Raw genomic sequence first — 24,865 nt, 5'->3', positions numbered from 1 at the left:
GCTACAGTCCTACCGTTCCGGTGTGGTTGATGAGCGTGTCGAGGGCCTGGTCGACCGCCGTCAGGACGCGGGCCGCAGCCTGGTACCCGTGCTGCGCCGCGAGGAGGTTCACGTTCTCCTCGTCGAGGCTGACCGACGCGTTCGAGGTCTGCGCCTGCTTCGCGTTCGCCGCGGCGGTGTCCGCGAGGTCGCCCTGCTGCTGGGCGGCGCGGGACGCCGACCCCGTGGCCGTGACGAACGCGGCCCAGCTCGCGTCCGGTGATCCCGGGGCGAGGCCGAGCTGGGCGATCGCATCCGCGGTCGAGCCGTCGAGCGCACCCGCCCCGGCGGCGCCGGAAGCGATCCCCGCGGCGCCGGCCGGCACCACGGAGAGCCCCTGCGCGGCGGGCAGCGAGGCGGAGAGGGCGAAGAAGTTCCCGCCCGCGGCGCCGGTGGGCGTCTGTCCCGCGCCGTGGACGGCGTTGACCGAGGAGGCCAGGGACGCCGCGACCGCGTTGTACTGGGCGGCTGCCTCGGCGATCGCCCCGCCCTTCCCGCCGTTCGCGGGGGCGAGGATGGAGAGCGCCCCGGCGATCGACCCGCCGTCGAGCCCCACCGCCTGCCCGGGCCGGTCCGCCCACACCAGGGTGGGGGCGCCCGAGGCCGCGTCCGCCATCGTGCTCGCCCCCGCGAGCTGCACCGCGCGGGCGGAGTCGCCGCTCACGAGTGCGTTCCCGCCGAGATAGACCGTGGCGGTGCCGTCGGCCTCCTCGCGCACCGTGCCGCCGGCGAGGGAGGCGATGGTCTCGGTGAGCCTCGCGCGGGCGTCGATGAGCTCGTTCGCCGAGCCGCCCGCGCCCAGTGTCGAGCGGATGCTCTTGTTCAGGGCCGCGACCTGGGCAGCGGCGTCGTTGAGCGAGGCGACCATGGACTGCGCGTCCGAGCGGGTGGCGGTCCACTGCGCGTCCAGCGCGGCGTAGCCGGCGGAGAGCGTCGAGGCCACCTGGTTGCCGGCCTGGATCAGGGCGCTCGCCGGGGCCGGCGCGCCGGGCTGGTTGGCCACGTCCTGCCACGCCGACCAGAACGACTGGAGCCGCGCGGAGAGGCCGTCGGTACCGGGCTCGTTCAGGGTCGCCTCGATCTGCTGGTAGGCGGACGAGCGCTGCGCCGTGTACCCGGCCGTGGCCGCGGTGGTGCGGGCCGAGGCGTCCAGCAGGGCATTGCCGAGCCGGGCGATCCGGTCCACCGAGACTCCCTGGCCCACCTGCGGCCCGGCCGCTGCAAGGCCCATCGCCGCGGGCGCCGCCACGGCGGACTGCTCGATCCGCTGGCGGGTGTAGCCGTCGGTGCCGGCGTTGGAGATGTTGTGGCCGGCGAGGTCCATGGCCTGCTGCGCGGCGGAGAGCCCGCGGTAGGCGGTGTTGAGGGCGCCGAAGGTGCTCACAGGGGATCCTTTTCCGCTCAGAGTTCCTGGTCGAACAGGCGCGCGCTGCCCTGGGCAGCCGAGCGTCCGTGGGCGTCGTAGAGGGTTGCGGCGGAGGCCTCGGTCTCCGCGAGGGTCTCCTGCGTGGACCGTGCGGCGGCGCGCAGGAACTGGGCGTTCGCGTCGCGCAGCTGCCGGATGAGCGCCGCCTGGTCCGTCATCGCCTTGAGGTGGGCCGAGAGGATGTCCGCCCACGCGGCGTCGGGCGCGCCGGCGGCGAGGTCGCGGAGCGTCGCCTCCTCGGCCAGGCCCCACTCGCGGGCGACGGCGGCGGCCGTCACCGCGCGCTCGAGCCCCACCGCCTGGAGTCGCTCGAGGACGTGCTCGACCTCGCGGGTCGCGTGCGAGAGCCACCGCGTCTTGCCCGCGGTCAGCAGCAGCTGCTCTTCCTCGAGCTTGAACGTCAGCAGGTCCAGCAGCTCGCGTTCACGCCAGAGCTGGGCCGACAGGTCGTGGATCGCCATTCCTTGGCCAACTCCTCATCCATGAGGCAACAGTGCCGGGTGCGTGGCGCACATGCGCGCCGTGTATCTGTACCTGTCGGCAGGGCGGCCGGAATCTTTAGGCGAACTCCCAGCTAACGCATTCGTGCAGCCCGCCGATAGGTGCGGTTGAGGGTCCACGGATGGACCCGGAGCAGTACACATCACCAGTCACGGAGGAACCCACGATGGCACTGACCGTCAACACCAACCTTTCGGCCATGCAGGCCTACCAGAACCTCAACAAGACCTCCATCGAGATGGCCAGCTCCATGGCCAAGCTCTCGAGCGGTCTCCGCATCAACACCGCCGCCGACGACGCCGCGGGCCTCTCGATCTCCGAGGGCCTCAAGTCCCAGGTCAACGGCTACGGTGTCGCCGCCCGGAATGCCCAGGACGGCATCAACGTCATCCAGACCGCCGACGGCGCCCTCGGCGAGGTCCACTCCATCCTGCAGCGCATGCGCGACCTCGCGGTGCAGGGGGCCAACGACTCGAACAACGCGGATTCGCGAGCCTCGATCCAGAAGGAGGCGGATGCTCTCAGCAAGGAGCTCTACCGCATCACCAACGGTACGAACTTCAACGGCAACAACCTGCTCAAGGGTGGAACCGAGAACTTCCAGATTGGCACCGGAAGCGATGCGAACTCCACGATCACGGTGAACCTCGCGGATGTGGCCAATGCGACCACGGGCGTGGGCGCCCTCGCCTCTGCGGACGGGACCACCGCCGGGACTGACTTCAAGGTGACCGACACGGTGGCCGGAGACGGAACCGCGAGCACGAACGCTCAAGCAACGATTGCGAAGATCGACACCGCCATCGCGAACATTTCTGCCCAGCGCTCCGACCTCGGCGCCTCTCAGAACCGCCTGAGCCACGCGATGAACATCGCGAACGTCTCGGCGCAGAACCTCGCCGCGGCGCAGTCGCACATCACGGACACCGACATGGCGTCCGAGATGGTCAACTACACGAAGGACTCGATCCTCTCGCAGGCCGGCACGGCGATGCTCGCGCAGGCCAACCAGTCCGGCCAGGGCATCCTCAAGCTCCTCGGCTGATCAGTGCAGTAGCGCCGGCGGCGGCCAGGCCCTCCACGGCCTGGCCGCCCTCGGCGTCCCACCCCTGACGCGGCGCGGCATCGCCCGGCACCGCGCCGGACCCAAGGAGCACCACCATGGGAGTCTCGGTCAACGGACTCGGCAGCGGACTGGACATCACCTCCATCATCACCTCGCTCATGAACGTCGAGGCCCTGCCCCAGCAGCAGCTCAAGCAGGCCCAGTCGGACGAGCAGAGCATGATCACGGCCCTCCAGGGCCTCAACACCAAGGCGTCTGCGCTCAGCGACCTCGCCACCAAGATCTCGGCGCCCGGGGCGACCAACCTCTTCACCGCGACGACGGACAACACGGCCGTGACCGCGACCGCCGGGACCACGGCTACCGCGGGGACCTTCAGTCTCACGGTCAACCAGCTCGCGCAGACCCAGGTCGACGTGACCGCCGCGATGACCTCGTGGCCCACCGACTCGACGGGAGCGCCCTCTGCGCTGACCATCGTGGACTCGACCGGGAAGCAGACCCAGATCACCCCCGCGAGCACCTCGCTCGATGACGTGGTCACGGCCATCAACGCCTCCGGTGGCCCCGCCAAGGCCCTCAAGGTCGCGGCCGGCACCGACGCGAGCGGCAACCCGCTCTACCGGCTCCAGCTCACGGCAACCCAGTCCGGCGCCGCGGGCGCGTTCACGGCGTACCAGGGCACGTCCGCCGACGTGAGCGCCGGCACGGCCACCGACCTCATGTCACAGCCGGGTGCCGCCGTCGTCACCACCGCGCAGGACGCGAAGGCGACCCTCTACGCGGGGACCGCCGCGCAGCAGACCATCACCTCGTCCACGAACACGTTCACCAACCTCCTCCCGGGGGTGAACGTCACCGCCGCCGCGGGGGCCGTGGGGAGCAGCGTGACCGTCACCGTCGCGAGCGATTCAGCAGGCATCTCGAAGCAGGCCAGCGACCTCGTCGCCTCCGTCAACGACCTGCTCGGCACCATCGCGAGCAACTCGGCCGTCACGACGACCAGCACCTCCTCCGGCACCTCTTCAGCCAGCGGCGGCCTCTTCACCGGCGACTCGAGCGTGCGGGGCGTAGGGGACTCGGTCACCGACGCGCTCTACCTGCCGACGTCCAACGGACAGTCCCCGTCGCAGATCGGGATCGTGATCCAGCGCGACGGGACGTTCACGTTCGACTCGGCGAAGTTCTCCGCCGCGCTCGCGGCGGACCCGGCAGGCACGCAGTCGGCCCTTGCGGAGATCGCCGGCCGCGTCGCCACCGCCGCGAAGAACGCCTCGGACCCCGTGACCGGATCGATCACGTCGCTCATCCAGGGGCACCAGAGCACCGTGAGCGACCTCGGCACCCAGATCAGCGACTGGGACCTGAGGCTCGCCGACCGCAGGGCCTCCCTCACCGCGGTCTACAACGCGATGGACACCGCGCTCGGCACGCTCAAGTCCCAGCAGACGTGGCTCACGAGCCAGATCGCCGGGCTCCCCAGCTACAGCCCGACGTCGAAGTGAGTCCGAAGAAAGGACACCATCCGTGAGAAGCGCAGCCTTCGCCCGCCAGCAGTACACCCGGGACGCCGTGCTGTCTGCGAGCCCGGCCCGGCTCCTGACCATGCTCTACGACCGGCTCCTGCTGGACCTGCGCCGCGCCGAGCTGGCCCAGGGGTCCGCGGACTGGCAGGCGGCCAGTGACCACCTCCTGCACGCGCAGGACATCATCGCCGAGCTCACCGCCACGCTCAGGCCCGGCGTGTGGGACGGCGCGGATGGCCTGCGCGCCATCTACGAGTACGTGCGCGTGGCCCTCGTCAACGCGAACATCCACCGTGATCCTGCCCGGACCCGCGAGGCCATCACCCTGCTCGAGCCGCTCCAGCAGTCCTGGCACGCCGCGGCAGGGGTCGTCGCCGAGGAGGACTCCACTGGCGTCGACGCGACCCGGGGCTACGCCGTTGGCTGAGGCCGCGGCTCGCCCCGACGGCTGGGAGTCGGTCCTCGCGGCCCTCGAGGCGGACCTCGCCGCCTCCGAGCGGCTGCTCGGCGGCCCACCCGTGGGTGGGCCTCCCGTGGGCGGGCACGACGCCGGCGGGCCGGACCACGCGGGGCTCCCACCCGCCGTCGTGCACTGGGCCCCGCCTCCGGGCCTCGGACCGCTGCCCGAGTCCCTCGCGGCGCGCGCCCGCGCCCTCGAGGCCGCCCAGCGCGGCCTCGCCGCCCGGCTGGCCGCGGCGCGCTCGAGCGCGGCCACCCACCTCGCCGCGCTGCGCGCCGTGCCGTCGGCACGGCAGGACGCCCCGGTGTACCTCGACGTCACGGGCTGATCCGGCATCACGGGCTGATCCGGCATCACAGACATCACCGGCTAACGCCCCGGCACCCCCTGCCGATAGTCCCCTGCGAGCACGGATTGCTCGCAGACCAGGCCACGGATCGGCCTCCCTCACGTTTCCTTGTGGCAGGAGAACTGTGCTCGAATCCGTGACGTCCGCCGCGCTCACCAGCGCCCTCGACGGACTCTCGCAGCGCCAGCGCGCCATCGCGGACAACATCGCCAACGTCAACACCCCGGGCTACCACGCCCAGCGCGTGTCCTTCGAGTCCGCGCTCGCCGCCTCCGTGCAGGCCGGGGACGGGCGCGCGTCCGCGACCACCTCCATCTCCGCGGAGCCGACCCGCACGGACGGGAACAACGTCAACCTCGACACGGAGACCCTCTCCAACGTCGACACCGTGCTGCGCTACCAGTTCGCCTCGCAGGCCATCAACGCGCAGTTCACCGGGGTCCGCACGGCGATGAGGACGGCCTGATGACCTTCGACGCGATCGGGATCGCCGGCACCGCCCTCACCGTTCACCGCAAGTGGCTCGATGCGATCTCGGACAACCTCGCCAACGTCAACGACGCCTCCCCGACCAGCGGGCCGGCGTTCCAGGCCAGGTTCATCGAGGCGCAGGCCGGCCCGGGCACCTCCGGCGTGTACGTCAAGAGCACCCCGCAGGGCAGCGCGGCCGGGCGCATGGTGTACGAGCCCTCCAACCCCGTCGCCGACGCGCAGGGCTACGTGCGCTACCCGGACATCGACCTCAACGAGCAGATGGGCTCGCTCATCATGGCCCAGCGCGGCTACCAGGCCAACGCCCAGGTCGTGGACCGGGCCCGCACCATGTACGAGTCCGCGCTGCAGATCGGCAAGTCATCATGAGCATCGCACCCATCGGACCGGTCTCCCCGCTGCAGGGCGTCCAGGGCCTCGACGGAGTCACCGGCAGCGCCGGGGTCACCGGCACGACGGCGGACACGACGGCGGGCGGCGGCTTCGCGGCGAGCCTCGCCGGCGCCGTGGACAACCTGCAGCAGCTCCAGTCCACCTCCAACCAGCTCTCCGTCCAGGCGGTGACCGGGAACCTGGATGACATCCACAACGCGACCATCGCCGCGACCCGGGCCCAGGTCACCCTCGAGCTCGCGGCCACCGTGCGCAACAAGGGCGTGGACGCGTTCAACGAGATCATGAGGATGCAGGGCTGATGCCGCCGTTCCTCCTGGCCGCGGGCAGGCGCCTCGCGGTCACCGTCAGGGGCTTCACGACCGGGCAGCGGACCCTCGCCGTCATCGGCATCGCCGTCCTGGCCCTGGGCACCGTGGCGCTCGTCGCGTGGCTGACCCGGCCCACCTACGCCCCGCTGTTCACCGGCCTGCAGAGCTCGGACGCGAGCGCCGTGGTGGCCCAGCTCGGCAAGGACAACGTGCCGTACCAGCTCGCGGACGGCGGGGCGACCGTGCTCGTGCCGCAGGAGAAGGTCTACGACGAGCGGCTCAAGGCCGCCTCCGCGGGCCTCCCGGCCGCGCCCGCCACGGGCTACTCGCTCCTGGACAAGATGGGCGTGACCTCCTCCGAGTTCCAGCAGGACGTCACCTACAAGCGGGCCATCGAGGGGGAGCTGGGCACCACGATCTCGCACCTCGACGGGGTCAAGACGGCCACGGTGCAGCTGGCCCTGCCGCAGAAGACGGTCTTCACGTCCCAGCAGGTCGACCCCACGGCGTCCGTGTTCGTCGAGACCGTGCCCGGGCAGACCCTCTCGGCGGACAAGGTCGAGGCGATCGTGCACCTGACCTCCGCGGCCGTGCCGAGCCTCAAGGCCGCCAACGTCTCCGTGGTGGACGCCCAGGGCAACGTGCTCTCCGCCGTCGGCGCCGGCCTGAGCGCGAACGGCGCGAAGCAGGCCGCCGACTACCAGCAGCGCACGCAGGCCGCCGTCCAGGCGGTGCTCGACCGCGTGCTCGGCCCCGGCAACGCGACCGTGGCGGTGGTGCCCGAGGTGGACCAGCAGTCCGCGCAGCAGAAGTCGGAGACGTACGCGAGCGCCTCGGCAGCCCCGCTGAGCCAGTCCACCACCACGGAGAAGTACAGCGGCACCGGAGCCTCGGGCGCCTCCGGGGTGCTCGGACCGGACAACATCGCCGTGCCCTCGGGCGGGGCCGGCGGCAACGGCACCTACGACTCGACCAAGGACACCCGGGACAACGCGGTGAACAAGGTCACCGAGGACCGCACCATCCCTGCCGGGGCGCTCAAGCGCCAGTCCGTCTCGGTCGCCGTCAACTCCACGGCCGCCGGCGGGGTGAACATCCAGAACCTCAACGCGCTCGTCTCCGCCGCCGCCGGGATCGACACGACCCGCGGGGACGTCCTCTCGATGCAGGTGGTGCCGTTCAGCACCGCCGCCGCGGACCAGGCCAAGGCCGCGCTCGCCCAGCAGCAGGCCGACGAGGCCGCCAGGCTCCAGGGCCAGCTGCTGACCACCATGATCTGGGCCGGGGTGGCCCTGCTGGCGCTCATCGTCACGGCCGTGCTGCTGTGGATGCGACGGCGCCGCATGGCCGCCCGCGAGCCGATGGAGCTCGGCGGCGACATCCTCCTCGACGAGCTGCCCGTCCCCGTGGCCATCGAACCTTCGGTCACCACGGCCCTCCCTGCGGTGGAGCCGCTCGTCCCCGCGCTGCCCGACCCGGCCGAGGAGGTGCTCGACGCCGAGCGGCGCCGGGCCCAGGTGGACCGGCTGGGTGCCACCGAGCCGCAGAAGACCGCCGAGTACCTGCGCGGGCTCATGGACGAGAGGCAGACCGTATGACGCCCGCGCTCGCAGCGCCCGGAGAGCTCAGGCTCACCGGGACGCAGAAGGTCGCGATCGTGCTCATGCAGATGAGCCCCGAGTCCGCCGCGAAGGTCATGGCCCACTTCACCGAGGCGGAGGCGGAGGACATCGCGGCCGAGATCGTCCGGCTCAGCCGCGTGGCCCCGGCCGTCTCCGACGAGGTCATCGCCGAGTTCCACGAGATCGCGGTCTCGGGGCGGCGCATGGCGCGCGGAGGCCGCGACTTCGCCGTCGGCCTCCTCGAGTCCTCCTTCGGCCCCGACCGGGCGGCGGGGGTCATGGACCGGCTCGCCTCGACCATGGCCGGGAAGTCGTTCGAGTTCCTCGACACCGTGGACCCCGCGCAGCTGCTGACCCTCCTCGACGGCGAGCTGCCCGAGACGATCGCCCTCGTGCTCGCCCACTTGCGCCCCGAGCAGGCCTCCCAGGTGGTCGCCGGGCTCGGCGCGGCGCAAGCCACCGACGTGGCACATGCCCTGGCCACCATGGGCTCCGCGACCCCGGAGGCCGTGAGCGTCGTGGCCGAGTGCCTGCGCGCCCGCACGGGGACGGCCCTCGCCCCGGGGCAGCGGCAGGCCGAGGTCATGGGCGGCGTCCAGCCGCTCGTGGACATCATCAACCGTTCCGACGTGGCCACCGAGCGCACGGTCCTGGACGGGCTCGCCGAGCGGGACCCCGAGCTGGCCGAGGAGGTCCGATCGAAGATGCTCACCTTCGCGGACATCGTCAAGCTCGAGCGCAAGGACATCCAGCTCATCCTCCGCGGGGTCGACGCCGGCGTGCTCGCCCGGGCCATGAAGGGCGCCACCCAGCCGGTGCTGGACGCCATCACGGGCAACGTCTCCGACCGCAACCGGGACATCCTCACCTCCGAGATCGCGGCCCTCGGGCCGGTGCGGGCCTCCGAGGTGGAGGAGGCGCGCGCCGAGATCGTGCGCTCGATCCGCGAGCTCGAGGCCACCGGGGCCATCACGATGCGCCGCGGCGAGGAGGACGACCTTGTCTACTGACACCGTGACCGGCGCGCCGCTGCCCAGTGCGCATGTCCCCGGGGCGCCGGTGCGCCCGGTCGTCTTCCCGGACCTGGATCCGGCCGGAGAGTCCGAGGGCTACGCGCGCGGCCACGCGGCAGGGTACGCCGCGGGACTGCGCCGGGCCGCCGCCGAGGCTGCCGCGTGCCAGGAGCAGCGTCGGGCCGAGCACGCGGCCGCGCTCGCCGCCGCCCGCGCGCGGACCGAGGCCACCGTGGCCGTCCTCGCCGCGGCCGCCCGCGCCCTCGAGGCCCGCACCGCCCCCGTCCTCGCCGAGGCCGAGTCCCAGATCGCCGCCGCGGCGCTCGCTGTCGCGGAGGCCGCGATCGGGCGGGAACTGGGCGACGCCCCCGGCGGCGCCCGGGCCGCCCTCGCCCGCGCCCTGTCCGCATCGGACGCCGCCGCCGTCCTCGCCGTCCGCCTCCACCCGGCGGACCTCGCCCTCCTCGGCGAGGCCGCGGGCTCTGTCCCCGCCAGCGTGGCCCTCGAGCCGGACCCGTCCCTGGCCCGCGGGGATGCCGTGGCCGTCTACCCCGACGGCGAGCTCGACGCCCGGATCGGCACCGCCCTCGCTCGCGCCGCAGCGGCCCTCACGGGCTCCGACGACCCGGCGAGAGCTGAGGCCCGGCCATGAGCCTCCTGCAGGGCCTCCCCGCCGCCGTCGCGGCCGCGGCCCCCGAGCGCGTCGGCACCGTGGCCGCCGTCCGCGGCCTCGGGCTCGAGGTCGCCGGGCTGGGCTGCGCGGTCGGGGACCTCGTCGAGATCACGGGCGACGCCGGCCTGGTCACCGGCGCGCAGGTGGTCGCCTCCGCGCGGGGCACCCTGACCTGCATGCCGCTCGGTCCCCTCAGCGGCCTCCGCGTGGGCCATCCCGTGCGCGCGCGCCGCGGCGGTTCCCTCGTCCCCACCGGCCCGGCGCTGCTGGGCCGCGTCCTCGACGGACTCGGCCGCCCGATCGACGGGCGCGGCCGCCTCGCCGGCCCGCGGGTCGCGGACGAGGGCAGCGTCCCGTCCGCCCTCGAGCGGGCCCGGATCGACACGCCCCTGCAGACCGGGGTCCGCGCCCTGGACACGCTCGCCACCGTGGGCCGAGGCCAGCGCCTCGGCCTGTTCGCCGGGTCCGGCGTGGGCAAGTCCTCGCTCCTGTCCATGGTGACCCGCGGCACCGAGGCCGAGGTCTCCGTGATCGCGCTCGTGGGGGAGCGCGGCCGCGAGGTGCGCGAGTTCCTCGAAGACGACCTCGGCCCCGAGGGCCTGGCGCGCTCGGTCGTGGTGGTCGCCACGAGCGACGAGCCGGCACTCATGCGGCTGCGGGCGGCCTCGACGGCCACGCGCATCGCCGAGTCGTTCCGCGAGCAGGGGGCCCATGCCCTGCTCATGATGGACTCCCTCACCCGCGTGGCGATGGCCCAGCGCGAGATCGGCCTCTCCGCCGGCGAGCCTCCCGCCACGCGTGGCTACCCGCCGTCGGCCTTCGCTCTCCTCGCCCGCCTCCTCGAGCGGGCCGGGACCGCCCGCACCGGGTCGGTCACCGGCATCTACACGGTGCTCGTGGACGGCGACGACCACAACGAGCCCGTGGCGGACGCCGCCCGCTCGATCCTCGACGGGCACGTGGTGCTCGAGCGCAGGCTCGCCGTCATGGGCCACTTCCCGCCCATCGACGTCCTCGGCTCGGTCTCCCGCGTCGCGGCCAAGGTCAACCCGCCCGAGCGCACGGCCTGGGCCGCGGCCCTGCGCCGAGTGCTCGCGGCCCGCACCGCCGCGCAGGACCTCATCGACGTGGGCGCCTACCAGCGCGGCGGCAACCCCCTCGTGGACGCCGCCCTCGACCACGCAGGGGAGATCGACGCGTTCCTGCGCCAGGGCCTCGACGAGCGCACCGCGTCCGAGGACGCGTGGGCCCGGCTCTCCCGACTCGCCACGACCCTCGGAGGTCCCCGATGACGGCACCCTTCCCCCTCGCCGGACTGCTCAGGCTGCGCCGGCTCGAGCAGGACCAGGCCGCCGGCCACCTCGGCGCCGCGAACTCCCGCCTGGCCGCCCTCGCCGCGCGCGAGGGCCGGGCCGTGGCGGAAACCGAGCTCATCCCGTCCGACGCCGACACCTCGGCCGCGCTGCTGGCCGTCGCCGCCGCCCGGGCCTCCTCGATGAGCATGCTCACCGAGCTGCGCGGCCTCGCCGCCACGGCCGAGGCCGAGCGGGCCGAGGCCGAGCGCGAGTTCGGCGCCGCGCGTGCCCGCACCGTGGGGCTGGAGAAGCTCGAGGCGCGCCACGCGGCCGCCGCCGCGGCCTCGGCGCTCGCCGCCGAGCAGGTGGTCCTCGACGAGCTCGGGTCCGCCGCCCGGCTCCGCGGCGCCCACGAGCCTGGACCCGGAGGCGCGGACGCATGAGCATCACCGAGGCCATGGGCCGCGTGGCCCAGATCCAGACCACCATCGCGGGATTCGACCCGACGGCGGCCGCACGGACGGCGTCGTCCGCCCCCTCGAGCGCGCAGGGTGCCGCCAGCACGGCGGCCACGCCCCAGACCGGCGCGGCCTTCGCCCAGACGCTCGCCAGCCTCCTCGCCCCCGCCTCCTCGGACGCGGCCCCGACCTCCGCCGCTGACGCAGCCGGTCCCCTCGCCGCCGGGAGCGCCGGCGGCGTCACGGGGGACCAAGTCGCGGCCGCGGCGCAGAGGTACGTGGGCGTGCCGTACGTGTGGGGCGGCACGGACCCGGCCCGGGGGATGGACTGCTCCGGATTCGTCCAGCGCGTCTATCAGGACCTCGGCATCTCCCTGCCGCGTGTGGTGCACGACCAGATGACCCAGGGCGCGCCCGTCGCCTCCCTCGCGGACGCCAGGCCGGGCGACCTCCTGATCGACTTCGGCGGCGAGCACGTGGCCATCTACCTCGGCAACGGCAAGGCCATCGACGCGCCCGAGCCGGGCAAGACCATCCAGGTCCGCGACGCGTGGGAGAAGTACACGGGCCTCACTGCCATCCGGCGGATCGTGCCGGACAGCGGCGCCGCGGGCGCGGCCGGTCCGGCCGGCGTGGCCGGAGGGTCCGCGCCTTCGGGCGTGGCCGGCCTCGACGCGTCCCAGCTCGGCTACGCCCGCACGATCGTGGGCGAGGTCCGGGCCCGCGGCCTGCCCGCCCAGGCGGCCGTCAACGCGATCTCCACCGCCCTGCAGGAGTCCTCGCTCAGGATGTACTGGAACCCCAAGGTCGCCGGGTCGCAGGCGCTCGCCCCCGACCCCTCCGCGGTGGGCGCCGACGGCTACTCCGTGGGCCTGTTCCAGCAGCAGGTCAACGGCGCCCAGTTCTCGTGGGGCAGCGTCGCGGATGCCATGGACCCCCGGACCTCGACCCGGATGTTCCTGGACCGCCTCACCGCGATTCCCGGGTGGCAGGGCATGTCCGTCACCGCCGCGGACCAGGCCGTGCAGCGCTCCGCCTACCCCGAGGCCTACGCCAGATGGGAACCCACGGCCCGCGCGGTCGTCGCCGCGCTGTATCCCGGAGCCGCCTGATGGCAGCGCTCATGTCCGCGGCGTCCGCCGTCCCCGTGGCCGCAGCGTCCATGCGGCCGCCGCAGCGGCCCGGCCCGGCCTCCGACGGAGGGCCGGGGCAGTTCGCCGCAACGCTCGCCGACGTCCAGAGGCCGCCGGCCCCGCACGCTCCGGCCCCGCACGCTCCGGCCCCGCACGTTCCGGCCCCGCACGCTCAGGTCCGGCCGGCCGGCCCGCGGCGCTCCGCCGGGCAGCCGGGCACCGAGACGGCCGCCGGCGGCGCGGACCCGGCCGCGCTGGCCGGGCTCGTCCCGGCACAGGTCACGGCGTCCCCCTCGGGCGCTCCACGCACGACGCCGGCGCTCGCCGCAGCGGCGGCCTCGCCTGCTGGGGTGCTGGCCACTGGGGTGCTGGGCGCTGGGGTGCTGGCCACTGGGGTCCTGGGCGCAGGCGCGCCCGGCGCCGGCGGTCCGGGCGCCGGCGCGCCCGGCACCGGCGGTCCCGGCGCCTCCGGAACCGTGCCCGTTGCGGCGGGGCTCGCGGCCGCAGCGGCGCCAGGCGCAGCGGGGCCCCGACAGGCTTCCGGAGTGCCGGCGATGGGGGCCGGCACTCCGGGATCATCCACCGCAGGCGCCCTCGGCCCCGCCGGGGTCGCCGGGACGACGCCGGCGGGAGCCGCGTGGCCAGGGGGTGCCGACGCACAGACGCTCCCTGCCTCGGCTCTCACGCCCGGCTCCGGGAGCCCCGCCGTCAGGGCGCCTGGCTCGGCCCTGCCTAGTGCGCCTGCATCCATTTCGACGGTCTCCGGTCCGGCGGTGTCCGGTTCGGCTATCGGGGGATCCGCCGTGGCCGGTTCGACGGGCTCCGGTCTGCCTTTGGCCGGTCCTCCTCTGGCCGGTCCCGCTCTGGCGGGTCGTGCCGCGGGCGACCCCGCGGCGTCGTCCGCGGCGGCCGCCGCCGGGCTCCCCGCAGCGGTGCCCCTCCCGGCGGCGAGGCCCGACGCGGCGCCGCCGGCCGCCGTCGTGCCTCCGCCGGCGGCGCCGCCGCAGGGGTTCGCGGACCAGCTCTCCAGGCCCGTGGCAACGCTTGCGCAGGCCGGCCCGGGCGAGCACCTCATGACCGTGAAGGTGACCCCGGAGAACTTCGGCCCGGTCACCGTGCAGGCGCGCATCGGTGCCGATGGGGTGCGGATCGAGCTGTTCGCCCCGACCGACGCTGGCCGCGCCGCCGTCCACTCCGTGCTCGCCGACCTGCGCCGCGACCTCGCCGGCACCGGGCTCGGCGCAAGCCTCGACCTCTCCCAGCGCGGCGCGCCGCAGCAGCCGGGCGGCCAGGGACAGGGCCAACCCGGCAGCCAGCCAGGAGGCCACGGCTCCGGGCGGGGGAGCGGCGGCACCCTCCGAGACCCGGGCGGGCCGCCGGGCCTCGCGGCGTCGCCCACCGCATCGCCCACCACAGCGCCCACGGCCGCCGGCCTGGACATCCTCGTCTGAGAGAAAGGCACGCATGAGCACCAGCCCCATCGGCTCGGTCGGAAGCCCCATCGGCACCGTCGGGAGCACGAGCCTCACCTCCTCGGCGGCCGTCCGGGCACCGAAGCAGACCATGGACTCGACCGTCTTCATGGACCTGCTCGTCACCCAGCTGAAGAACCAGGACCCGAGCTCGCCCATGGACACCAACGCGATGATCAACCAGACCACGCAGCTGTCCATGATGGAGAAGCTCACCCAGCTCGCCACGGACAGCGCCCAGGGCCTGAGCATGCAGCAGCGCGCTGCCGCGGCAGCCCTCGTCGGCAGGGCCGTGACCTACCTCGCCGCGGACGGCACCTCCTCCGTCGGCACCCCCAGCAGCGTCTCCTACACCGGCTCCGCGCCGACGGTCACGATCGGCGGCGCCTCGGTCCCGCTCGATGCGATCACCGGCATCGCCACCGCCTGACCTCATATCGCCTCCCCGCCCTCCCCTCACCACCCGACCGCCCGACGAAAGGCAGCCACCATGCTCCGCTCGCTCTACTCCGGCATCTCGGGCCTGCGCGCCCACCAGACCATGCTGGATGTCACCGGCAACAACATCGCCAACGTCAACACCACCGGCTTCAAGGGCTCCTCGACCCAGTTCGAGGACACGCTCTCCCAGCTCACCCAGGGCGCGAGCGGCCCGCAGCCGGCCACCGGCGGCACCAACCCCGCCCAGATCGGCCTCGGCGTGAAGGTCGCGGCCGTCACCACGAACTTCACCCAGGGCTCGGCCCAGACCACCGGCAAGGCCACCGACATGATGATCTCCGGGGACGGGTTCTTCATCACGAGCCGCGGCGGCCAGCAGCTCTACACCCGCGCGGGCTCGTTCGGCTTCGATGCCGGCGGCCGGCTCGCGGGGCCCGACGGCGGCATCCTCCAGGGCTGGACCGCGGACGCCGCCGGGGTGGTCAACACCGGCTCGCCCATCGGCGACGTCGCGCTCTCGCCGACAGCCACGATCCCCGCGGTCGCCACGAGCCAGGTCGGGGTGGACGGCAACCTGCCCTCCGACGCCGCGGCCGGCACCTCCCTCGAACGGGACATCAAGGTCTTCGACGCGACCGGCACCGCCCGGAACCTCGCGCTCACCTTCACCAAGACGGCCGGCGGGTGGAACGTCGCCGCGGCCGACGCCGACGGGGCCACCGGGGCAGGCTCCCTCGCCTTCACGGGCGGCAGGCAGACGGCGGGAGGGACGCTCGCCGTCGGCGGCATCACGGTGGACCTCGGGACGGTGACCGGCTATGCGGGGATGACCACCGTGGCCGCCACGAGCCAGAACGGCTCCTCCGCCGGCACGCTCGAGGCGTTCACCCTCGGCTCGGACGGCTCCCTCATCGGCTCCTTCAGCAACGGCCTGAAGCAGACCGTCGGCCGGATCGCCCTGGCGAAGTTCACCAACCCCTCCGGGCTCGAGAAGACCGGCGACTCCGCCTACACGGTCACCGCGAACTCCGGCACCGCCCAGATCGGCCAGGCCGGCGACCCGGGCTTCGGCACCCTGGCCGGGGGAGCGCTCGAGATGAGCAACGTGGACCTGTCCCAGGAGTTCACCAACCTCATCGTGGCCCAGCGCGGCTTCCAGGCCAACGCGCGCATCATCACCACCTCTGACCAGGTGCTCCAGGAGCTCGTGGACCTCAAGCGCTAAGAAGGACGCGAACCGGAGACGTCAGCGGGCAGCAGTGGCCACGTGGGAGCGGACGTGGACGGGTGCGGCGGCGGTCTGCGGGATGGCCTGCAGGGCGAAGGACTCCACGGCGCCGGGCCGGAAGAGAAGGCACTGGGTGGAGCCGCCGAACTGGAAGTATCCGAGCTCCTCGCCCTTCTCGAGGTGGTGTCCGGGGACCACCTGCTCGCCGATGACGCAGGAGGAGACCTCGATCATCCCGACGGGCACCACGGCGACGAGCCCGATCGTTGGGTTGTCTGCCTCGATGAGGATGATGGCGCGGCTGGCGACGTGGGCGAGGTAGCCCTGGGAGTTGGTCGGTTCCACCGCGTCCGCGCCTTCGGAGTCGGCCTCGGAGAAGTACGTGCCGGGCCGGACGTAGGCGCGGACCACGGTGCCCGCGACCGGGCTGTGCCAGCGGTGGTAGTTCGTGGCGCTGAGGAACGCCTGGTGGACGGTCCCGCCGACGAACTCGTCGACGGCCGGGTCGTTCGCGAGCAGGTCCTCGAGCGAGTAGGGCTGGCTCTTGACCCAGAACTCGTCCCGGCGCTGCACCCCGGTGCTGAGTTTGTACGGCGTGGATTCGCAGGCGCTGACGATCACCCGGTCGTCGTCGGGGCGGTCCACCGGCCGCTGCCCGTCGGCGAAGCGGCGGGTGAAGAAGTCGTTCCAGGACGTGAATCCCCAGTGCGGGTCGTCGGGGTCATGGGCGAACTGGCTCATGCCCACGACCCGCTGGGCCGTGTCGCTCTTCCAGCCCGTGTCCGAGTCGTTGAGCACGTACAAGGACTCCTCGCTGTCCAGGAAGGCGCACCAGGCGTTGAGGACGTCCTTGAGGCTCTCATTCACCCGCGGGTCGCGGTAGAACGCGAAGCCGGCGGGCGTGCCCATGGTCCAGTCGAGGATGCCGGCCATCGGGGTCGTGACCATCGACCCGTCGCTGAACTCCGGTGCCATGGTCAGGACGGCGTTGACCAGGGACAGCATCTGCTCGAAGCTGTGCAGGTGCCGCTGCTGGTACGGCTTCGCGGAGGGCACCTGCTCGATCATCTGCGTCGCGTACATGCGCAGGATCGGGTCCGACGTCACGAGCCGGTGGAACCGCTGAACGGCCGGATGCCACTGGGTCTCCGCCTCGGAGCCGGCCGTGCGCTCGGCATGCCCCTGAAGCCATGCCTCGAGGTCCTCCTGCCCCGGAAGCCATCCGCCTTGCTGCTTGTGGTCCTGTTCCGCCATGGTCCTCGTTCATTCCTAAGGGACTGCATCTGCGCGCGGTCCGATGAGTGCTGGACGCGCGGACGCGCGCCGGGTCTGCGAGCACCCGTGTGCTCCACCGGAGAGGGATTACCCGACGGTTGCGTCCCTGAACCGTGGCGGGATGTCTGTTCCTCGGTCAGGGCCCCGGGGCGATGGGGTCGTCTGGGCCGGGGAGGGGGACGGGTTCGCCGTGAACGATGACGATGTTGCCGGTCTTCTCGGCGTGGAGCTCGAGGAGCCCGACGGGGGCGGTCGCCTGGGCGAGGGCGGCGGCGTGGGCGACGTCGGCGGGGATATGCTCGGCGGCGACAACGACCCGGTGCGCGACGGGCAGGCGGGTGCGCTCGGCCTCCCACAGCGCGAGCGCGCGGGTGAGCTGGTCGGTGTCGGCGGCCCCGAGCTGGACCTCGACGATGAAGCGGGTCCCGTCGGCCGGGTCGAAGAGGAGGACGGCGAACTGGTCCGGGCCGGTGCGGGGGACGGTGCGTTCGAATTTGGGCATCCCGTCGGTGAGGTCGAGCAGGATCGGGCTCTCCTCGATGCGGGCGGCGAGCCAGGCGGCATCGAGGCCGAGGTCCTTCAGGGTCGGGCGGCGGGGCTGGGTCGTGCTCACGCCCGGATCCTACGCACCAGGCGCCCCGTGGCAGGGGACGCGCGCGAACCGGAGCCGCAGAACGATGAACAGAGAGCACGCACCCGGCTGCTGTCGGGTCCCCCTCGGAGGGCGTGCTGGCGCGTGCGGGGCTCGGCGCCCGTGGTGCGACACACCGGGACACGCCCGTCCCGCCCTGTCGCCGGTCGGCGCCGCTCTGGTAGACACGGTGCCGAGCGTGCGACGGCCCCTGGCTCCTGCTTTGGCGGTCCGCATGCGCGCACGTGCGGGAGGCGTCCGGCTGGCGCCCGGTCCGGAGGGAGGCCATTGGCCGGCTGGGACGCCTTCCGTACACCCCGCCCGTCCGAGTCTCCGTCCGGATGTCATCAGATTCGGGGGAAGACAGACACCCCTTTGTCGATCAAAGCACTGGCCTTACGCCGCGGACGGGGCGGCCGATAGTGGGGGGCGAGGCCGTGAGCCTCGCCCCCGAGCAGAAGAACGGCCCCATGATCGCAGTCACCCGCCTCAACGGGTCACGCTTCGCAGTCAACCCCGACCTCATCGAGCGAGTGCAGGAGAACCCTGACACGACCCTCGTGATGGTCGGGGGCGCCACCTACGTGGTGCGGGAGAGCCTGGCCGAGATCATCGGGCTCATCGCGGACTACCGCGCCCTCGTGCTGGCCACGGCGCGCGGGCTCACGGTGGGCCAGGGGCAGCAGCTCAGCCTCGTGCGGGGGACAGAGGAGAACGATCCCGGCCCGGGGGCCACGCCCCTGCGCCCCACCCAGCGCTAGGAGAACAGCACCATGGACCCGTCACTCATCGTCGGACTCGTCCTCGCGTTCGGGTCCGTCGTCGCGATCGTGTCGATGGAGGGCGCGAGCGTCACCGCCCTCATCCTGCCCCCGCCCATGATCCTCGTCTTCGGCGCCACCCTCGCGGTGGGCCTGGCCGGCAACACCCTCAAGGACACCCTGCGCGCCTTCCGCGCCGTCCCGCGCGCCGCGATGGGCCGGCCCCCGAAGCCGCAGGAGAGCATCGACAAGATCATCGCGCTCGCCGAGAAGGCCCGCGCGGAGGGCCTCCTCGCGCTCGAGGCCGAGGCCACCGACACGGAGGACCCCTTCCTCTCCCGCGCCCTGCAGAACGTGGCCGACGGCACCGACGCCGAGGAACTGCGCATCATGATGGAGGACGAGATCGGCACGAAGTCCCGGGCCGACCACGCCGATGCCAAGTTCTTCGCCGCCCTCGGCGGCTACGCCCCCACCATGGGCATCATCGGCACGGTCGTCTCCCTCACCCACGTGCTCGAGAACCTCTCCGACCCCACCTCGCTCGGCCCCATGATCGCCAGCGCCTTCATCGCCACCCTCTGGGGCCTGCTCTCCGCCAACTTCATCTGGCTCCCCATCTCCGCCCGCATCGCCCGCCTGTCCGAGCTCGAGATCGAGCGCATGACGCTCATCATGGAGGGCATCCTCGCCGTGCAGGGCGGCGCCCAGCCCATGCTGCTCGCGGACCGCCTGCGGGCCATGGTCCCGGAGCACCACGTCAAGGACCGGGGGCGGGCGGACGCGAAGGAGAAGATGAGGGCCGCCGCGTGAGCCGACGCCGCACCCCGCGCAGGGCCCCGGAGCCCTTCCACGTCGACGAGCGCTGGGCCATCTCCTACATGGACATGATCACGGTCCTGTTCTGCCTCTTCGTGGTCCTCTACGCGATGTCCTCCGTGGACCAGAACCGCTTCGAGAAGCTCCGCAACTCCCTGGCGACCGGCTTCGGCACCACCGTCACCCAGAAGATCGATACGGCCACGGGCACCGTGGTCCCGCCCGATCAGGCCAGCAAGGACACCGAGGGGTTCTCGAGCCTCGCGCTCGCGACCAAGGAGGTGGACCGGCTCACTGCCCTGAAGGAGCAGATGGCCGCGCGCCTCGACGCGAAGGGCCTCCTCGGGGACGTGCAGTTCACGATCGACCAGCGCGGGCTCACCGTCCGGCTGGTCGGATCGCAGACGTTCTTCAGCCCGGACAGCTCGGCCCTCACCCCGCGCGCGGTGAGCGTGCTCGATGCGGTCACGCCCGTGATCGTCCCGACCCCGCTGCACGTCTCGGTCGAGGGCCACGCCGCGAACCTCATCACGGGTTACCCGTCCGTGTGGGAGCTCTCCTCCGAACGGGCCACGAAGGTGCTGCGGGTGATGGTCGAGCGGGACGGCCTGCCGGGGGCGCGTATCGGCGCCACCGGCTACGGATCCTCCCGCCCGGCGAACACGGGCACGAGCGATGCCGACTACGAGCAGAACCGCCGCGTCGACGTCGTCGTGCTCTCCGACCAGTCCGAGGAGGTCCGGGCCCTCATCCCCGAGGCGCTCAAGGCCCGGGCGGGGCAGAAGTAGGCGCCCTCAGGGCGGTACCGGCTGGCCGCTGCGGGCGGGCCGTCCGCCTCTGGACCAGCGGCTCGGACATAGAGCACAATTCTGGCTGCACAGATGCGAAAGGACTGCGATGAACGGGCCCAGCGAGGAGCTCCGCGCCGAGGTCGAGCGGCGCATCGACTCCCTCGAACGCGAGCTTGCGGAGGCGGACCAGAGGCTTCCCGACATCAGCGAGTGGGTCCGGGAGATCGAGGAGGACGTCGTCCGGCTGCTCGCGCGGGTCCTTGCGGAATGCCGGCTCGACGTCGAGTCCCACGGGCCGCAGGCGTCCGGCGGCGAGGCCCTGGGACGGGACGGCGCGCTGGACCGCTATGCGGCCGTCCAAGCCTGGGCGGCCCTCGCCTCCTACGTCGTGGCCCGGGTCTACGCCCCCAAGAGCCCGTGGCACCACGGTCTCGCGACCGCGGCCAAGGCGGCCGTCGCGGTCCTCGGCTCGATCACCACCGTGCTCGCTGGCCCGCTGGGGCCGGTGGCCGCCGCTCTGGGCGCCCAGTCCTTCACCCTCGGCACCCAGTTCCCCTCGGCGCCGCTCACCGTCAGCCTGACGTTCGCAGGCTAGATTCCCGTCATGGACAGCACTCTGCCGGATGGGCCCGCGCTGGTTTGAGGACGGCTCGGGCCGGGAACGCTCAGGGAGGTCAAGGACAGGGGGAGAGCCCGCCGGACTCTCCACGACTCACAGCAGGAGGCATCGCGATGACTGAGGAAAAGCCCGAGGCCGACGCTTTCGAGCAGGCCCTGCCCGCGGAACCCGCCGCGCAGGCCGATCCCGTCGGCACCCCGCCGGTGGAGGCCCCCGAGGCAGACTACGCAGAGCAGCACGCCCCGGCCCTCCCGACCGGCGAGACGTCGCGGCCCCGCATGGATGCCGAGGCCTCCGAGGCAGACCTGCTCGAGCAGGCCGAGGGGATCCCGGGCAGCGACGAGGACTACCCGCCCGGCGCCGAGGAAGAGGAGTACCCCTCGGCCGGCGGCGACGAGGGGCCAGAGGAGTAGCGAGAGTAGACGGAGGAACGGGCCGGAGGAGCGGGCCCGGGCGGGCGGGCTAGGGGACGAGCCCGTCCCCGCCCGCCTCGCCGGTGCGACGGCGGTCCGCGTCGGCCTCGTCGACGCTGTCCTTCGTGTGGGCCTTGAGGTCCGCGACCGTGTCCTTCAGGCCGCCCTTGGCCTGGTCCACCTTGCCCCTGACGACCTTCGAACGGTCGTCGGTAACCCTGCCGACGGCTTCTTCGACCTTGCCCTTGAGCTTGTCCGCTGCCGCGTCGAACTTGTCTTCGAGTCCCATGGCTGATCCTCCCAACGGTGTGGATGAGGACGACGCTACTCCCGGGAGCGCGGAACCGGCCAGAGCCCCTTACCGCGGGTCCCCGGCTGCCGATAGTCCGGGGCGTGACTGCGCAGGACCTCGGCATGCCCCAGGCCAGAATCGCCGAGCCGTACGACTTCCGGCGCCCCACCACTCTCGCGCGCGAGCACAGCCGCATCCTCGAGGCGGCCTTCGACTCGTTCGCCCGCCAATGGGGCACCCAGCTGACCGCGAAGGTCCGCACCAAGTCCACGGTCACCACGGAGTCCCTGCTCGTGCAGACCTACGACGAGTACGTGGCCTCCCTGGTGCCCGTGACCACCATGGTCCGCTGCGTCCTCGGGGAGCACCCGGCCAAGATGGTCGTCCAGTTCCCCACCCCCGCAGCGCTCGGTTGGGTGGCCCGCATGCTCGGCGGCCACGTGGACAAGGCCGGCCTCGAGCGCAAGTTCACCCCGCTCGAGCACGCGCTCGTGAAGAACCTCGTGGACGAGGCCCTCGACGTCCTGGCCTACTCGCTCGGCCCGCTGCTGCCCGCGACGGCCCGGGTCGAGTCCATCCAGCACAACTCCCAGTTCGCCCAGGCCGCCGCGACCGCGGACCTCATGGTCGTGGTCGCGTTCACCGTCCGGGTGGGGGAGTCCGCCACCGCCGTGACGGTCGCGATCCCCGCCGATGCGCTGCTGCCGCAGCTGGGCGCCGTGAACCCGGTGGCCAGCGCCGAGGACGCCCCCCAGCTTGTGCGCCGCCAGCTCGCCGAGGTCCCCGTCGAGGTCGCCGTCCGGCTCGCCGAGGCGACCATCACCCCCGAGCAGGTGCTCGCCCTCGCCGTCGGCGACACCATCCCGCTGCCGCACCACGAGCGCGAGCCGTTCCACGTGAGCGTGGGCGGCCGGGACCTCGCCCAGGCGATGGTGGTCCGCAGCGGGTCCCGCGCCGCGGCCCGCATCGTCGCGCTCACGGCACCCCCGCCCGGCGCCGCGTCCCAGGGCCCGCCGGCCCCGCACCCAGCTGACCCGCACCCTGCTGACCCCCGCCCCGCCATCGTCCCCGTCAAGGAGCACCGCCCGTGAGCACCCCGGCCCGCACCGCCTCCGCCGCCGAGCAGCTCGCGGCCACCCTCCCCGTCCCTGGCCTGCGCGTCTCCGGCCAGCTCACCGGCTCGCCCGCCCCGATGGCGGCGGCCGTGGTCTCGGCCTCGCTCATCGGGCCGGCCGCCGCCGAGCTCGTGCTCGCCCTCGCGGACACCGGCTTCGTCGCCGAGGCCGGCGGCGGCCCGGCCGCGCGCACGACGGCGGTGCTGCGGCCCGCGCTCGAACGCGCCGCCGCGGCACTCGGGGACGGCGTCCTGTCCGAGCTGGTCGAGGGAGACCCCGCTGGGCTCCTGTCCGGCGCCCCCGGCGTCGCCGTCTTCGAGATCTCCGACGGCGCCGCGCCGTTCGGCTGGTTCGCGGTCCGGCTCACGGAGCCGGCCGGGCAGGGCGAGGACCCGGGGACCTTCGCCGACAGGCTCGGCCGCATCCAGGACGTCGAGATGGCGCTCACCGTGGAGATCGGCCGGACCCGGATGAGCATCCGCGAGGCCCTCGCCATGGAGCCGGGGAAGATCATCGAACTCGACCGCTCGGCCGGGGCCCCCGTGGACGTGCTCCTCAACGGGCGCCGGATCGCGCTCGGCGAGATCGTGGTCGTCGACCAGGACTACGCCGTGCGCATCTCGCGGATCCTCGACACGGCCGACGCCCAGCGCTGAATGGACTCGCTCATGCTGGGCCTGCGGGTCCTCGTCTCGCTCGGCGCCGTGCTGGGGGTCATGTGGCTCCTGTACCGGCGCCTGCGCCGCGGCCCCGCGGCGGCGAAGGGCCGGCCCCTGAGCCTGGTCTCCCGGCAGAGCGTGGGGCCGAAGGCCTCCGTGGTGCTCGTGGACACGGACGGGAAGCGGTTCATGCTCGGCGTCACCGAGCACGGCATCAGCGTCCTGCACACCGCCGAGGCCCCCGCGCCGGAGCCCGCCGAGGCCGAGGCCCCCACGGCGGCGACGCGCCGGGCGGCCCGCCACGCGGCGTCGTTCGACGCGGAGCTGGCGGCCCAGCAGGGACGCCTCGCCGGGCAGCCGGCGCCGCTGGCAGGTTCCCTCCTCGACCCCGGCACATGGCGGCTCGCGGCTGCCGCGCTGCGCGGCGGGCGGCGGCAGTGACCCTCGCCGCGGACGCGCGGGGGGTGCGGGTGCCCGCCTGGGCCGCCCGCGCGCTCGTGCTCCTCGTCCTCGCGGCCCTCGCCGCGATCGTGCTCCAGCTCGCCGCCGCGGCGGCAGGCCACGCCGCCGGGCTGCCGCTCGAGCCCACAGGGCCCGCCGGCCCCGGCGACCCCACCGCCCCCGCCACGCCCGGCGGAAGCGGCGGCCTGACGCTGCAGATCAACACCCCGGACAACGCGCCGTCCTCCGCGGTCGTGACCCTCATCGGCATCACGCTGCTCTCGGTCGCGCCCGCGCTGTTGCTCATGATGTCCTCGTTCACCAAGATCTTCGTGGTCCTGGCGATGACCCGGAACGCGCTCGGGCTCACCTCGGTGCCGCCCAACCAGGTCCTCGCGGGGCTGGCCCTGTTCCTGTCGCTGTTCATCATGTGGCCGGTGGTCAGCGACATCAACAACCTCGCCGTGCAGCCCTATCTGGGCGGCCACCTCGACTTCGGCCACGCGTTCTCGGCGGCCAGCGGGCCGCTGTCCAAGTTCATGTCCGCCCACACGCGCCAGGAGGACATCGCGCTCATGACCCGGGCCGCCGGGCTCGAGAACCCCGCCAGCGCCGCCGCGACGCCGCTGCAGACGCTCATCCCGGCGTTCATGATTTCCGAGCTGCGCTCGGCCTTCATCATCGGGTTCGTCATCTTCATCCCGTTCCTCATCATCGACCTCGTGGTCTCCGCCGCGCTCATGTCGATGGGCATGATGATGCTCCCGCCCGTGATGATCTCGCTGCCGTTCAAGATCCTGCTGTTCATCCTCGTCGACGGCTGGGGGCTCATCATCACCTCGCTCATCCAGAGCTACCACGGCGGCAGCCCATGAACACCTCCGCCGTCCTCGACATCCTCCTCCAGGGCCTCATCGCCGCCGCGAAGCTCTCCGCGCCCGTCCTCGTCACCGCCCTGGTCGTGGGGCTCGCGGTCTCCCTGGTGCAGTCGATCACCCAGCTGCAGGAGGCCACGCTCTCCTTCGTGCCCAAGGCTGTCGCGGTCGCCGTGGCCCTCGTGGTCTGCGGGCACTGGATGATCTCCGAGATGGTCTCCTTCACCAACGACCTCTTCGCCCGCCTGCCCTCCCTCCTCGGATCGGCGTGAGGGG

General features: G+C 73.2%; 32 protein-coding genes. 26 read left to right on the top strand and 6 right to left on the bottom strand.

The window, feature by feature from the left end:
- Position 1: 1 nt before the first annotated feature.
- Together flgK and flgN are read right to left on the bottom strand one after the other, a co-directional pair.
- Complete coding sequence (gene flgK, locus ACVWWH_RS16110) at positions 2-1,423, bottom strand: flagellar hook-associated protein FlgK (protein WP_457317246.1); 1,422 nt, start codon at positions 1,421-1,423, stop codon at positions 2-4.
- Between the two features lie 17 nt (positions 1,424-1,440).
- Positions 1,441-1,926: a flagellar export chaperone FlgN gene (gene flgN / locus ACVWWH_RS16105; RefSeq protein ID WP_457317245.1), complete on the bottom strand. Its 486-nt coding sequence runs from the start codon at positions 1,924-1,926 to the stop codon at positions 1,441-1,443.
- A 206-nt stretch (positions 1,927-2,132) separates the two neighbouring features.
- Between flgN and ACVWWH_RS16100 the strand changes: the two genes are divergently transcribed.
- From ACVWWH_RS16100 to ACVWWH_RS16040, 13 genes are all read left to right on the top strand, one after another.
- Positions 2,133-3,011 (top strand): flagellin N-terminal helical domain-containing protein, encoded by an 879-nt coding sequence (locus ACVWWH_RS16100; RefSeq protein WP_457317244.1) that lies wholly within the window; start codon positions 2,133-2,135, stop codon positions 3,009-3,011.
- 116 nt (positions 3,012-3,127) lie between these two features.
- Positions 3,128-4,537 carry a flagellar filament capping protein FliD gene (gene fliD / locus ACVWWH_RS16095; RefSeq protein ID WP_457317243.1) on the top strand — a complete coding sequence of 470 codons (1,410 nt, stop codon included), beginning with the start codon at positions 3,128-3,130 and terminating at the stop codon, positions 4,535-4,537.
- 22 nt (positions 4,538-4,559) lie between these two features.
- Complete coding sequence (gene fliS / locus ACVWWH_RS16090) at positions 4,560-4,985, top strand: flagellar export chaperone FliS (RefSeq protein WP_447421104.1); 426 nt, start codon at positions 4,560-4,562, stop codon at positions 4,983-4,985.
- A complete protein-coding gene (locus tag ACVWWH_RS16085; protein WP_457317242.1) occupies positions 4,978-5,346 on the top strand; it encodes a hypothetical protein in 369 nt (122 codons plus the stop codon). The genes fliS and ACVWWH_RS16085 overlap by 8 nt, the downstream gene beginning before the upstream one ends.
- Before the next feature lie 145 nt (positions 5,347-5,491).
- A complete protein-coding gene (locus tag ACVWWH_RS16080) occupies positions 5,492-5,833 on the top strand; it encodes a flagellar basal body rod protein FlgB (protein ID WP_447421106.1) in 342 nt (113 codons plus the stop codon).
- Positions 5,833-6,228, top strand: a complete 396-nt coding sequence (locus ACVWWH_RS16075) for a flagellar basal body rod protein FlgC (protein WP_066495332.1) — start codon at positions 5,833-5,835, stop codon at positions 6,226-6,228. The genes ACVWWH_RS16080 and ACVWWH_RS16075 overlap by 1 nt, the downstream gene beginning before the upstream one ends.
- On the top strand, positions 6,225-6,554 hold the full coding sequence (gene fliE / locus ACVWWH_RS16070; protein ID WP_457317241.1) for a flagellar hook-basal body complex protein FliE: 330 nt from the start codon (positions 6,225-6,227) through the stop codon (positions 6,552-6,554). The genes ACVWWH_RS16075 and fliE overlap by 4 nt, the downstream gene beginning before the upstream one ends.
- A complete protein-coding gene (fliF, locus tag ACVWWH_RS16065) occupies positions 6,554-8,161 on the top strand; it encodes a flagellar basal-body MS-ring/collar protein FliF (protein WP_457317240.1) in 1,608 nt (535 codons plus the stop codon). Before fliE ends, fliF begins: the two co-directional genes overlap by 1 nt.
- Positions 8,158-9,195 (top strand): flagellar motor switch protein FliG, encoded by a 1,038-nt coding sequence (gene fliG, locus ACVWWH_RS16060; RefSeq protein WP_457317239.1) that lies wholly within the window; start codon positions 8,158-8,160, stop codon positions 9,193-9,195. The genes fliF and fliG overlap by 4 nt, the downstream gene beginning before the upstream one ends.
- Complete coding sequence (locus ACVWWH_RS16055; RefSeq protein WP_457317238.1) at positions 9,185-9,850, top strand: FliH/SctL family protein; 666 nt, start codon at positions 9,185-9,187, stop codon at positions 9,848-9,850. The genes fliG and ACVWWH_RS16055 overlap by 11 nt, the downstream gene beginning before the upstream one ends.
- Positions 9,847-11,163, top strand: coding sequence for a FliI/YscN family ATPase (locus ACVWWH_RS16050; RefSeq protein WP_457317237.1), 1,317 nt, complete (start codon positions 9,847-9,849; stop codon positions 11,161-11,163). Before ACVWWH_RS16055 ends, ACVWWH_RS16050 begins: the two co-directional genes overlap by 4 nt.
- Positions 11,160-11,609 (top strand): flagellar FliJ family protein, encoded by a 450-nt coding sequence (locus ACVWWH_RS16045; RefSeq protein WP_457317236.1) that lies wholly within the window; start codon positions 11,160-11,162, stop codon positions 11,607-11,609. The genes ACVWWH_RS16050 and ACVWWH_RS16045 overlap by 4 nt, the downstream gene beginning before the upstream one ends.
- Entirely contained in the window at positions 11,606-12,736 is a 1,131-nt protein-coding gene (locus tag ACVWWH_RS16040) for a C40 family peptidase (RefSeq protein ID WP_457317235.1), read from the top strand. Before ACVWWH_RS16045 ends, ACVWWH_RS16040 begins: the two co-directional genes overlap by 4 nt.
- Before the next feature lie 193 nt (positions 12,737-12,929).
- Here the strand turns inward: ACVWWH_RS16040 and ACVWWH_RS16035 are convergent, their stop codons facing one another.
- Positions 12,930-13,148: a hypothetical protein gene (locus tag ACVWWH_RS16035; RefSeq protein ID WP_457317234.1), complete on the bottom strand. Its 219-nt coding sequence runs from the start codon at positions 13,146-13,148 to the stop codon at positions 12,930-12,932.
- A 442-nt stretch (positions 13,149-13,590) separates the two neighbouring features.
- Between ACVWWH_RS16035 and ACVWWH_RS16030 the strand changes: the two genes are divergently transcribed.
- The 3 genes from ACVWWH_RS16030 to ACVWWH_RS16020 are packed head-to-tail and all read left to right on the top strand — an operon-like array spanning position 13,591 to position 15,895.
- Positions 13,591-14,208 carry a flagellar hook-length control protein FliK gene (locus ACVWWH_RS16030; RefSeq protein WP_457317233.1) on the top strand — a complete coding sequence of 206 codons (618 nt, stop codon included), beginning with the start codon at positions 13,591-13,593 and terminating at the stop codon, positions 14,206-14,208.
- A 13-nt stretch (positions 14,209-14,221) separates the two neighbouring features.
- On the top strand, positions 14,222-14,659 hold the full coding sequence (locus tag ACVWWH_RS16025; protein ID WP_457317232.1) for a flagellar hook assembly protein FlgD: 438 nt from the start codon (positions 14,222-14,224) through the stop codon (positions 14,657-14,659).
- A 60-nt stretch (positions 14,660-14,719) separates the two neighbouring features.
- Positions 14,720-15,895 carry a flagellar hook protein FlgE gene (locus ACVWWH_RS16020; RefSeq protein WP_457317231.1) on the top strand — a complete coding sequence of 392 codons (1,176 nt, stop codon included), beginning with the start codon at positions 14,720-14,722 and terminating at the stop codon, positions 15,893-15,895.
- 21 nt (positions 15,896-15,916) lie between these two features.
- Here the strand turns inward: ACVWWH_RS16020 and ACVWWH_RS16015 are convergent, their stop codons facing one another.
- Together ACVWWH_RS16015 and ACVWWH_RS16010 are read right to left on the bottom strand one after the other, a co-directional pair.
- Positions 15,917-17,152, bottom strand: coding sequence for a phophatidylserine decarboxylase associated domain-containing protein (locus ACVWWH_RS16015; RefSeq protein ID WP_457317230.1), 1,236 nt, complete (start codon positions 17,150-17,152; stop codon positions 15,917-15,919).
- A gap of 157 nt (positions 17,153-17,309) precedes the next feature.
- On the bottom strand, positions 17,310-17,786 hold the full coding sequence (locus ACVWWH_RS16010) for a hypothetical protein (RefSeq protein ID WP_457317229.1): 477 nt from the start codon (positions 17,784-17,786) through the stop codon (positions 17,310-17,312).
- A gap of 488 nt (positions 17,787-18,274) precedes the next feature.
- On the opposite strand from ACVWWH_RS16010, the gene ACVWWH_RS16005 reads away from it, so the two are divergent.
- The 5 genes from ACVWWH_RS16005 to ACVWWH_RS15985 all read left to right on the top strand — a co-directional run bounded on the left by ACVWWH_RS16005 (position 18,275) and on the right by ACVWWH_RS15985 (position 21,207).
- The gene (locus ACVWWH_RS16005; protein WP_066501953.1) at positions 18,275-18,565 is read left to right on the top strand and encodes a flagellar FlbD family protein; all 291 of its coding nucleotides are present in this window, start codon (positions 18,275-18,277) and stop codon (positions 18,563-18,565) included.
- A gap of 12 nt (positions 18,566-18,577) precedes the next feature.
- The gene (locus ACVWWH_RS16000) at positions 18,578-19,378 is read left to right on the top strand and encodes a motility protein A (RefSeq protein WP_457317228.1); all 801 of its coding nucleotides are present in this window, start codon (positions 18,578-18,580) and stop codon (positions 19,376-19,378) included.
- A complete protein-coding gene (locus tag ACVWWH_RS15995; protein WP_066495371.1) occupies positions 19,375-20,172 on the top strand; it encodes an OmpA/MotB family protein in 798 nt (265 codons plus the stop codon). The genes ACVWWH_RS16000 and ACVWWH_RS15995 overlap by 4 nt, the downstream gene beginning before the upstream one ends.
- A 109-nt stretch (positions 20,173-20,281) precedes the next feature.
- Positions 20,282-20,770 (top strand): hypothetical protein, encoded by a 489-nt coding sequence (locus ACVWWH_RS15990; protein ID WP_457317227.1) that lies wholly within the window; start codon positions 20,282-20,284, stop codon positions 20,768-20,770.
- Positions 20,771-20,907: 137 nt separating this feature from the next.
- Positions 20,908-21,207 (top strand): hypothetical protein, encoded by a 300-nt coding sequence (locus tag ACVWWH_RS15985; protein ID WP_457317226.1) that lies wholly within the window; start codon positions 20,908-20,910, stop codon positions 21,205-21,207.
- A gap of 49 nt (positions 21,208-21,256) precedes the next feature.
- Here ACVWWH_RS15985 and ACVWWH_RS15980 read toward each other — a convergent pair whose 3' ends face one another.
- On the bottom strand, positions 21,257-21,496 hold the full coding sequence (locus ACVWWH_RS15980) for a CsbD family protein (RefSeq protein WP_457317225.1): 240 nt from the start codon (positions 21,494-21,496) through the stop codon (positions 21,257-21,259).
- Positions 21,497-21,600: 104 nt separating this feature from the next.
- Here ACVWWH_RS15980 and ACVWWH_RS15975 point away from each other — a divergent pair, with 104 nt between their 5' ends.
- Genes ACVWWH_RS15975 through fliQ form a run of 5 tightly spaced genes read left to right on the top strand, consistent with a single transcriptional unit; the run spans position 21,601 to position 24,861 of the window.
- Complete coding sequence (locus tag ACVWWH_RS15975) at positions 21,601-22,590, top strand: flagellar motor switch protein FliM (protein WP_457317224.1); 990 nt, start codon at positions 21,601-21,603, stop codon at positions 22,588-22,590.
- A complete protein-coding gene (gene fliN, locus ACVWWH_RS15970; RefSeq protein ID WP_457317223.1) occupies positions 22,587-23,270 on the top strand; it encodes a flagellar motor switch protein FliN in 684 nt (227 codons plus the stop codon). Before ACVWWH_RS15975 ends, fliN begins: the two co-directional genes overlap by 4 nt.
- Positions 23,271-23,714, top strand: a complete 444-nt coding sequence (fliO, locus tag ACVWWH_RS15965) for a flagellar biosynthetic protein FliO (RefSeq protein WP_457317222.1) — start codon at positions 23,271-23,273, stop codon at positions 23,712-23,714.
- The gene (fliP, locus tag ACVWWH_RS15960; RefSeq protein ID WP_457317221.1) at positions 23,711-24,589 is read left to right on the top strand and encodes a flagellar type III secretion system pore protein FliP; all 879 of its coding nucleotides are present in this window, start codon (positions 23,711-23,713) and stop codon (positions 24,587-24,589) included. The genes fliO and fliP overlap by 4 nt, the downstream gene beginning before the upstream one ends.
- Positions 24,586-24,861, top strand: coding sequence for a flagellar biosynthesis protein FliQ (fliQ, locus tag ACVWWH_RS15955; protein WP_457317220.1), 276 nt, complete (start codon positions 24,586-24,588; stop codon positions 24,859-24,861). Before fliP ends, fliQ begins: the two co-directional genes overlap by 4 nt.
- The last annotated feature ends 4 nt before the right edge of the window (positions 24,862-24,865 follow it).

This window comes from Sinomonas sp. RB5 (assembly GCF_054063535.1).
This window is presented reverse-complemented; position numbering and strand designations above follow the sequence as displayed.

Excerpts from the sequence above, each read along its gene's own strand:
- flgN (WP_457317245.1), bottom strand. The coding sequence starts at position 1,926 with ATGGCGATCCACGACCTGTCGGCCCAGCTCTGGCGTGAACGCGAGCTG.
- ACVWWH_RS16100 (WP_457317244.1), top strand. The coding sequence starts at position 2,133 with ATGGCACTGACCGTCAACACCAACCTTTCGGCCATGCAGGCCTACCAG.
- fliD (WP_457317243.1), top strand. The coding sequence starts at position 3,128 with ATGGGAGTCTCGGTCAACGGACTCGGCAGCGGACTGGACATCACCTCC.
- ACVWWH_RS16075 (WP_066495332.1), top strand. The coding sequence starts at position 5,833 with ATGACCTTCGACGCGATCGGGATCGCCGGCACCGCCCTCACCGTTCAC.
- fliE (WP_457317241.1), top strand. The coding sequence starts at position 6,225 with ATGAGCATCGCACCCATCGGACCGGTCTCCCCGCTGCAGGGCGTCCAG.
- fliF (WP_457317240.1), top strand. The coding sequence starts at position 6,554 with ATGCCGCCGTTCCTCCTGGCCGCGGGCAGGCGCCTCGCGGTCACCGTC.
- fliG (WP_457317239.1), top strand. The coding sequence starts at position 8,158 with ATGACGCCCGCGCTCGCAGCGCCCGGAGAGCTCAGGCTCACCGGGACG.
- ACVWWH_RS16050 (WP_457317237.1), top strand. The coding sequence starts at position 9,847 with ATGAGCCTCCTGCAGGGCCTCCCCGCCGCCGTCGCGGCCGCGGCCCCC.
- ACVWWH_RS16045 (WP_457317236.1), top strand. The coding sequence starts at position 11,160 with ATGACGGCACCCTTCCCCCTCGCCGGACTGCTCAGGCTGCGCCGGCTC.
- ACVWWH_RS16040 (WP_457317235.1), top strand. The coding sequence starts at position 11,606 with ATGAGCATCACCGAGGCCATGGGCCGCGTGGCCCAGATCCAGACCACC.
- ACVWWH_RS16025 (WP_457317232.1), top strand. The coding sequence starts at position 14,222 with ATGAGCACCAGCCCCATCGGCTCGGTCGGAAGCCCCATCGGCACCGTC.
- ACVWWH_RS16020 (WP_457317231.1), top strand. The coding sequence starts at position 14,720 with ATGCTCCGCTCGCTCTACTCCGGCATCTCGGGCCTGCGCGCCCACCAG.
- ACVWWH_RS16015 (WP_457317230.1), bottom strand. The coding sequence starts at position 17,152 with ATGGCGGAACAGGACCACAAGCAGCAAGGCGGATGGCTTCCGGGGCAG.
- ACVWWH_RS16005 (WP_066501953.1), top strand. The coding sequence starts at position 18,275 with ATGATCGCAGTCACCCGCCTCAACGGGTCACGCTTCGCAGTCAACCCC.
- ACVWWH_RS16000 (WP_457317228.1), top strand. The coding sequence starts at position 18,578 with ATGGACCCGTCACTCATCGTCGGACTCGTCCTCGCGTTCGGGTCCGTC.
- ACVWWH_RS15990 (WP_457317227.1), top strand. The coding sequence starts at position 20,282 with ATGAACGGGCCCAGCGAGGAGCTCCGCGCCGAGGTCGAGCGGCGCATC.
- ACVWWH_RS15985 (WP_457317226.1), top strand. The coding sequence starts at position 20,908 with ATGACTGAGGAAAAGCCCGAGGCCGACGCTTTCGAGCAGGCCCTGCCC.
- ACVWWH_RS15980 (WP_457317225.1), bottom strand. The coding sequence starts at position 21,496 with ATGGGACTCGAAGACAAGTTCGACGCGGCAGCGGACAAGCTCAAGGGC.
- fliO (WP_457317222.1), top strand. The coding sequence starts at position 23,271 with ATGGACTCGCTCATGCTGGGCCTGCGGGTCCTCGTCTCGCTCGGCGCC.
- fliQ (WP_457317220.1), top strand. The coding sequence starts at position 24,586 with ATGAACACCTCCGCCGTCCTCGACATCCTCCTCCAGGGCCTCATCGCC.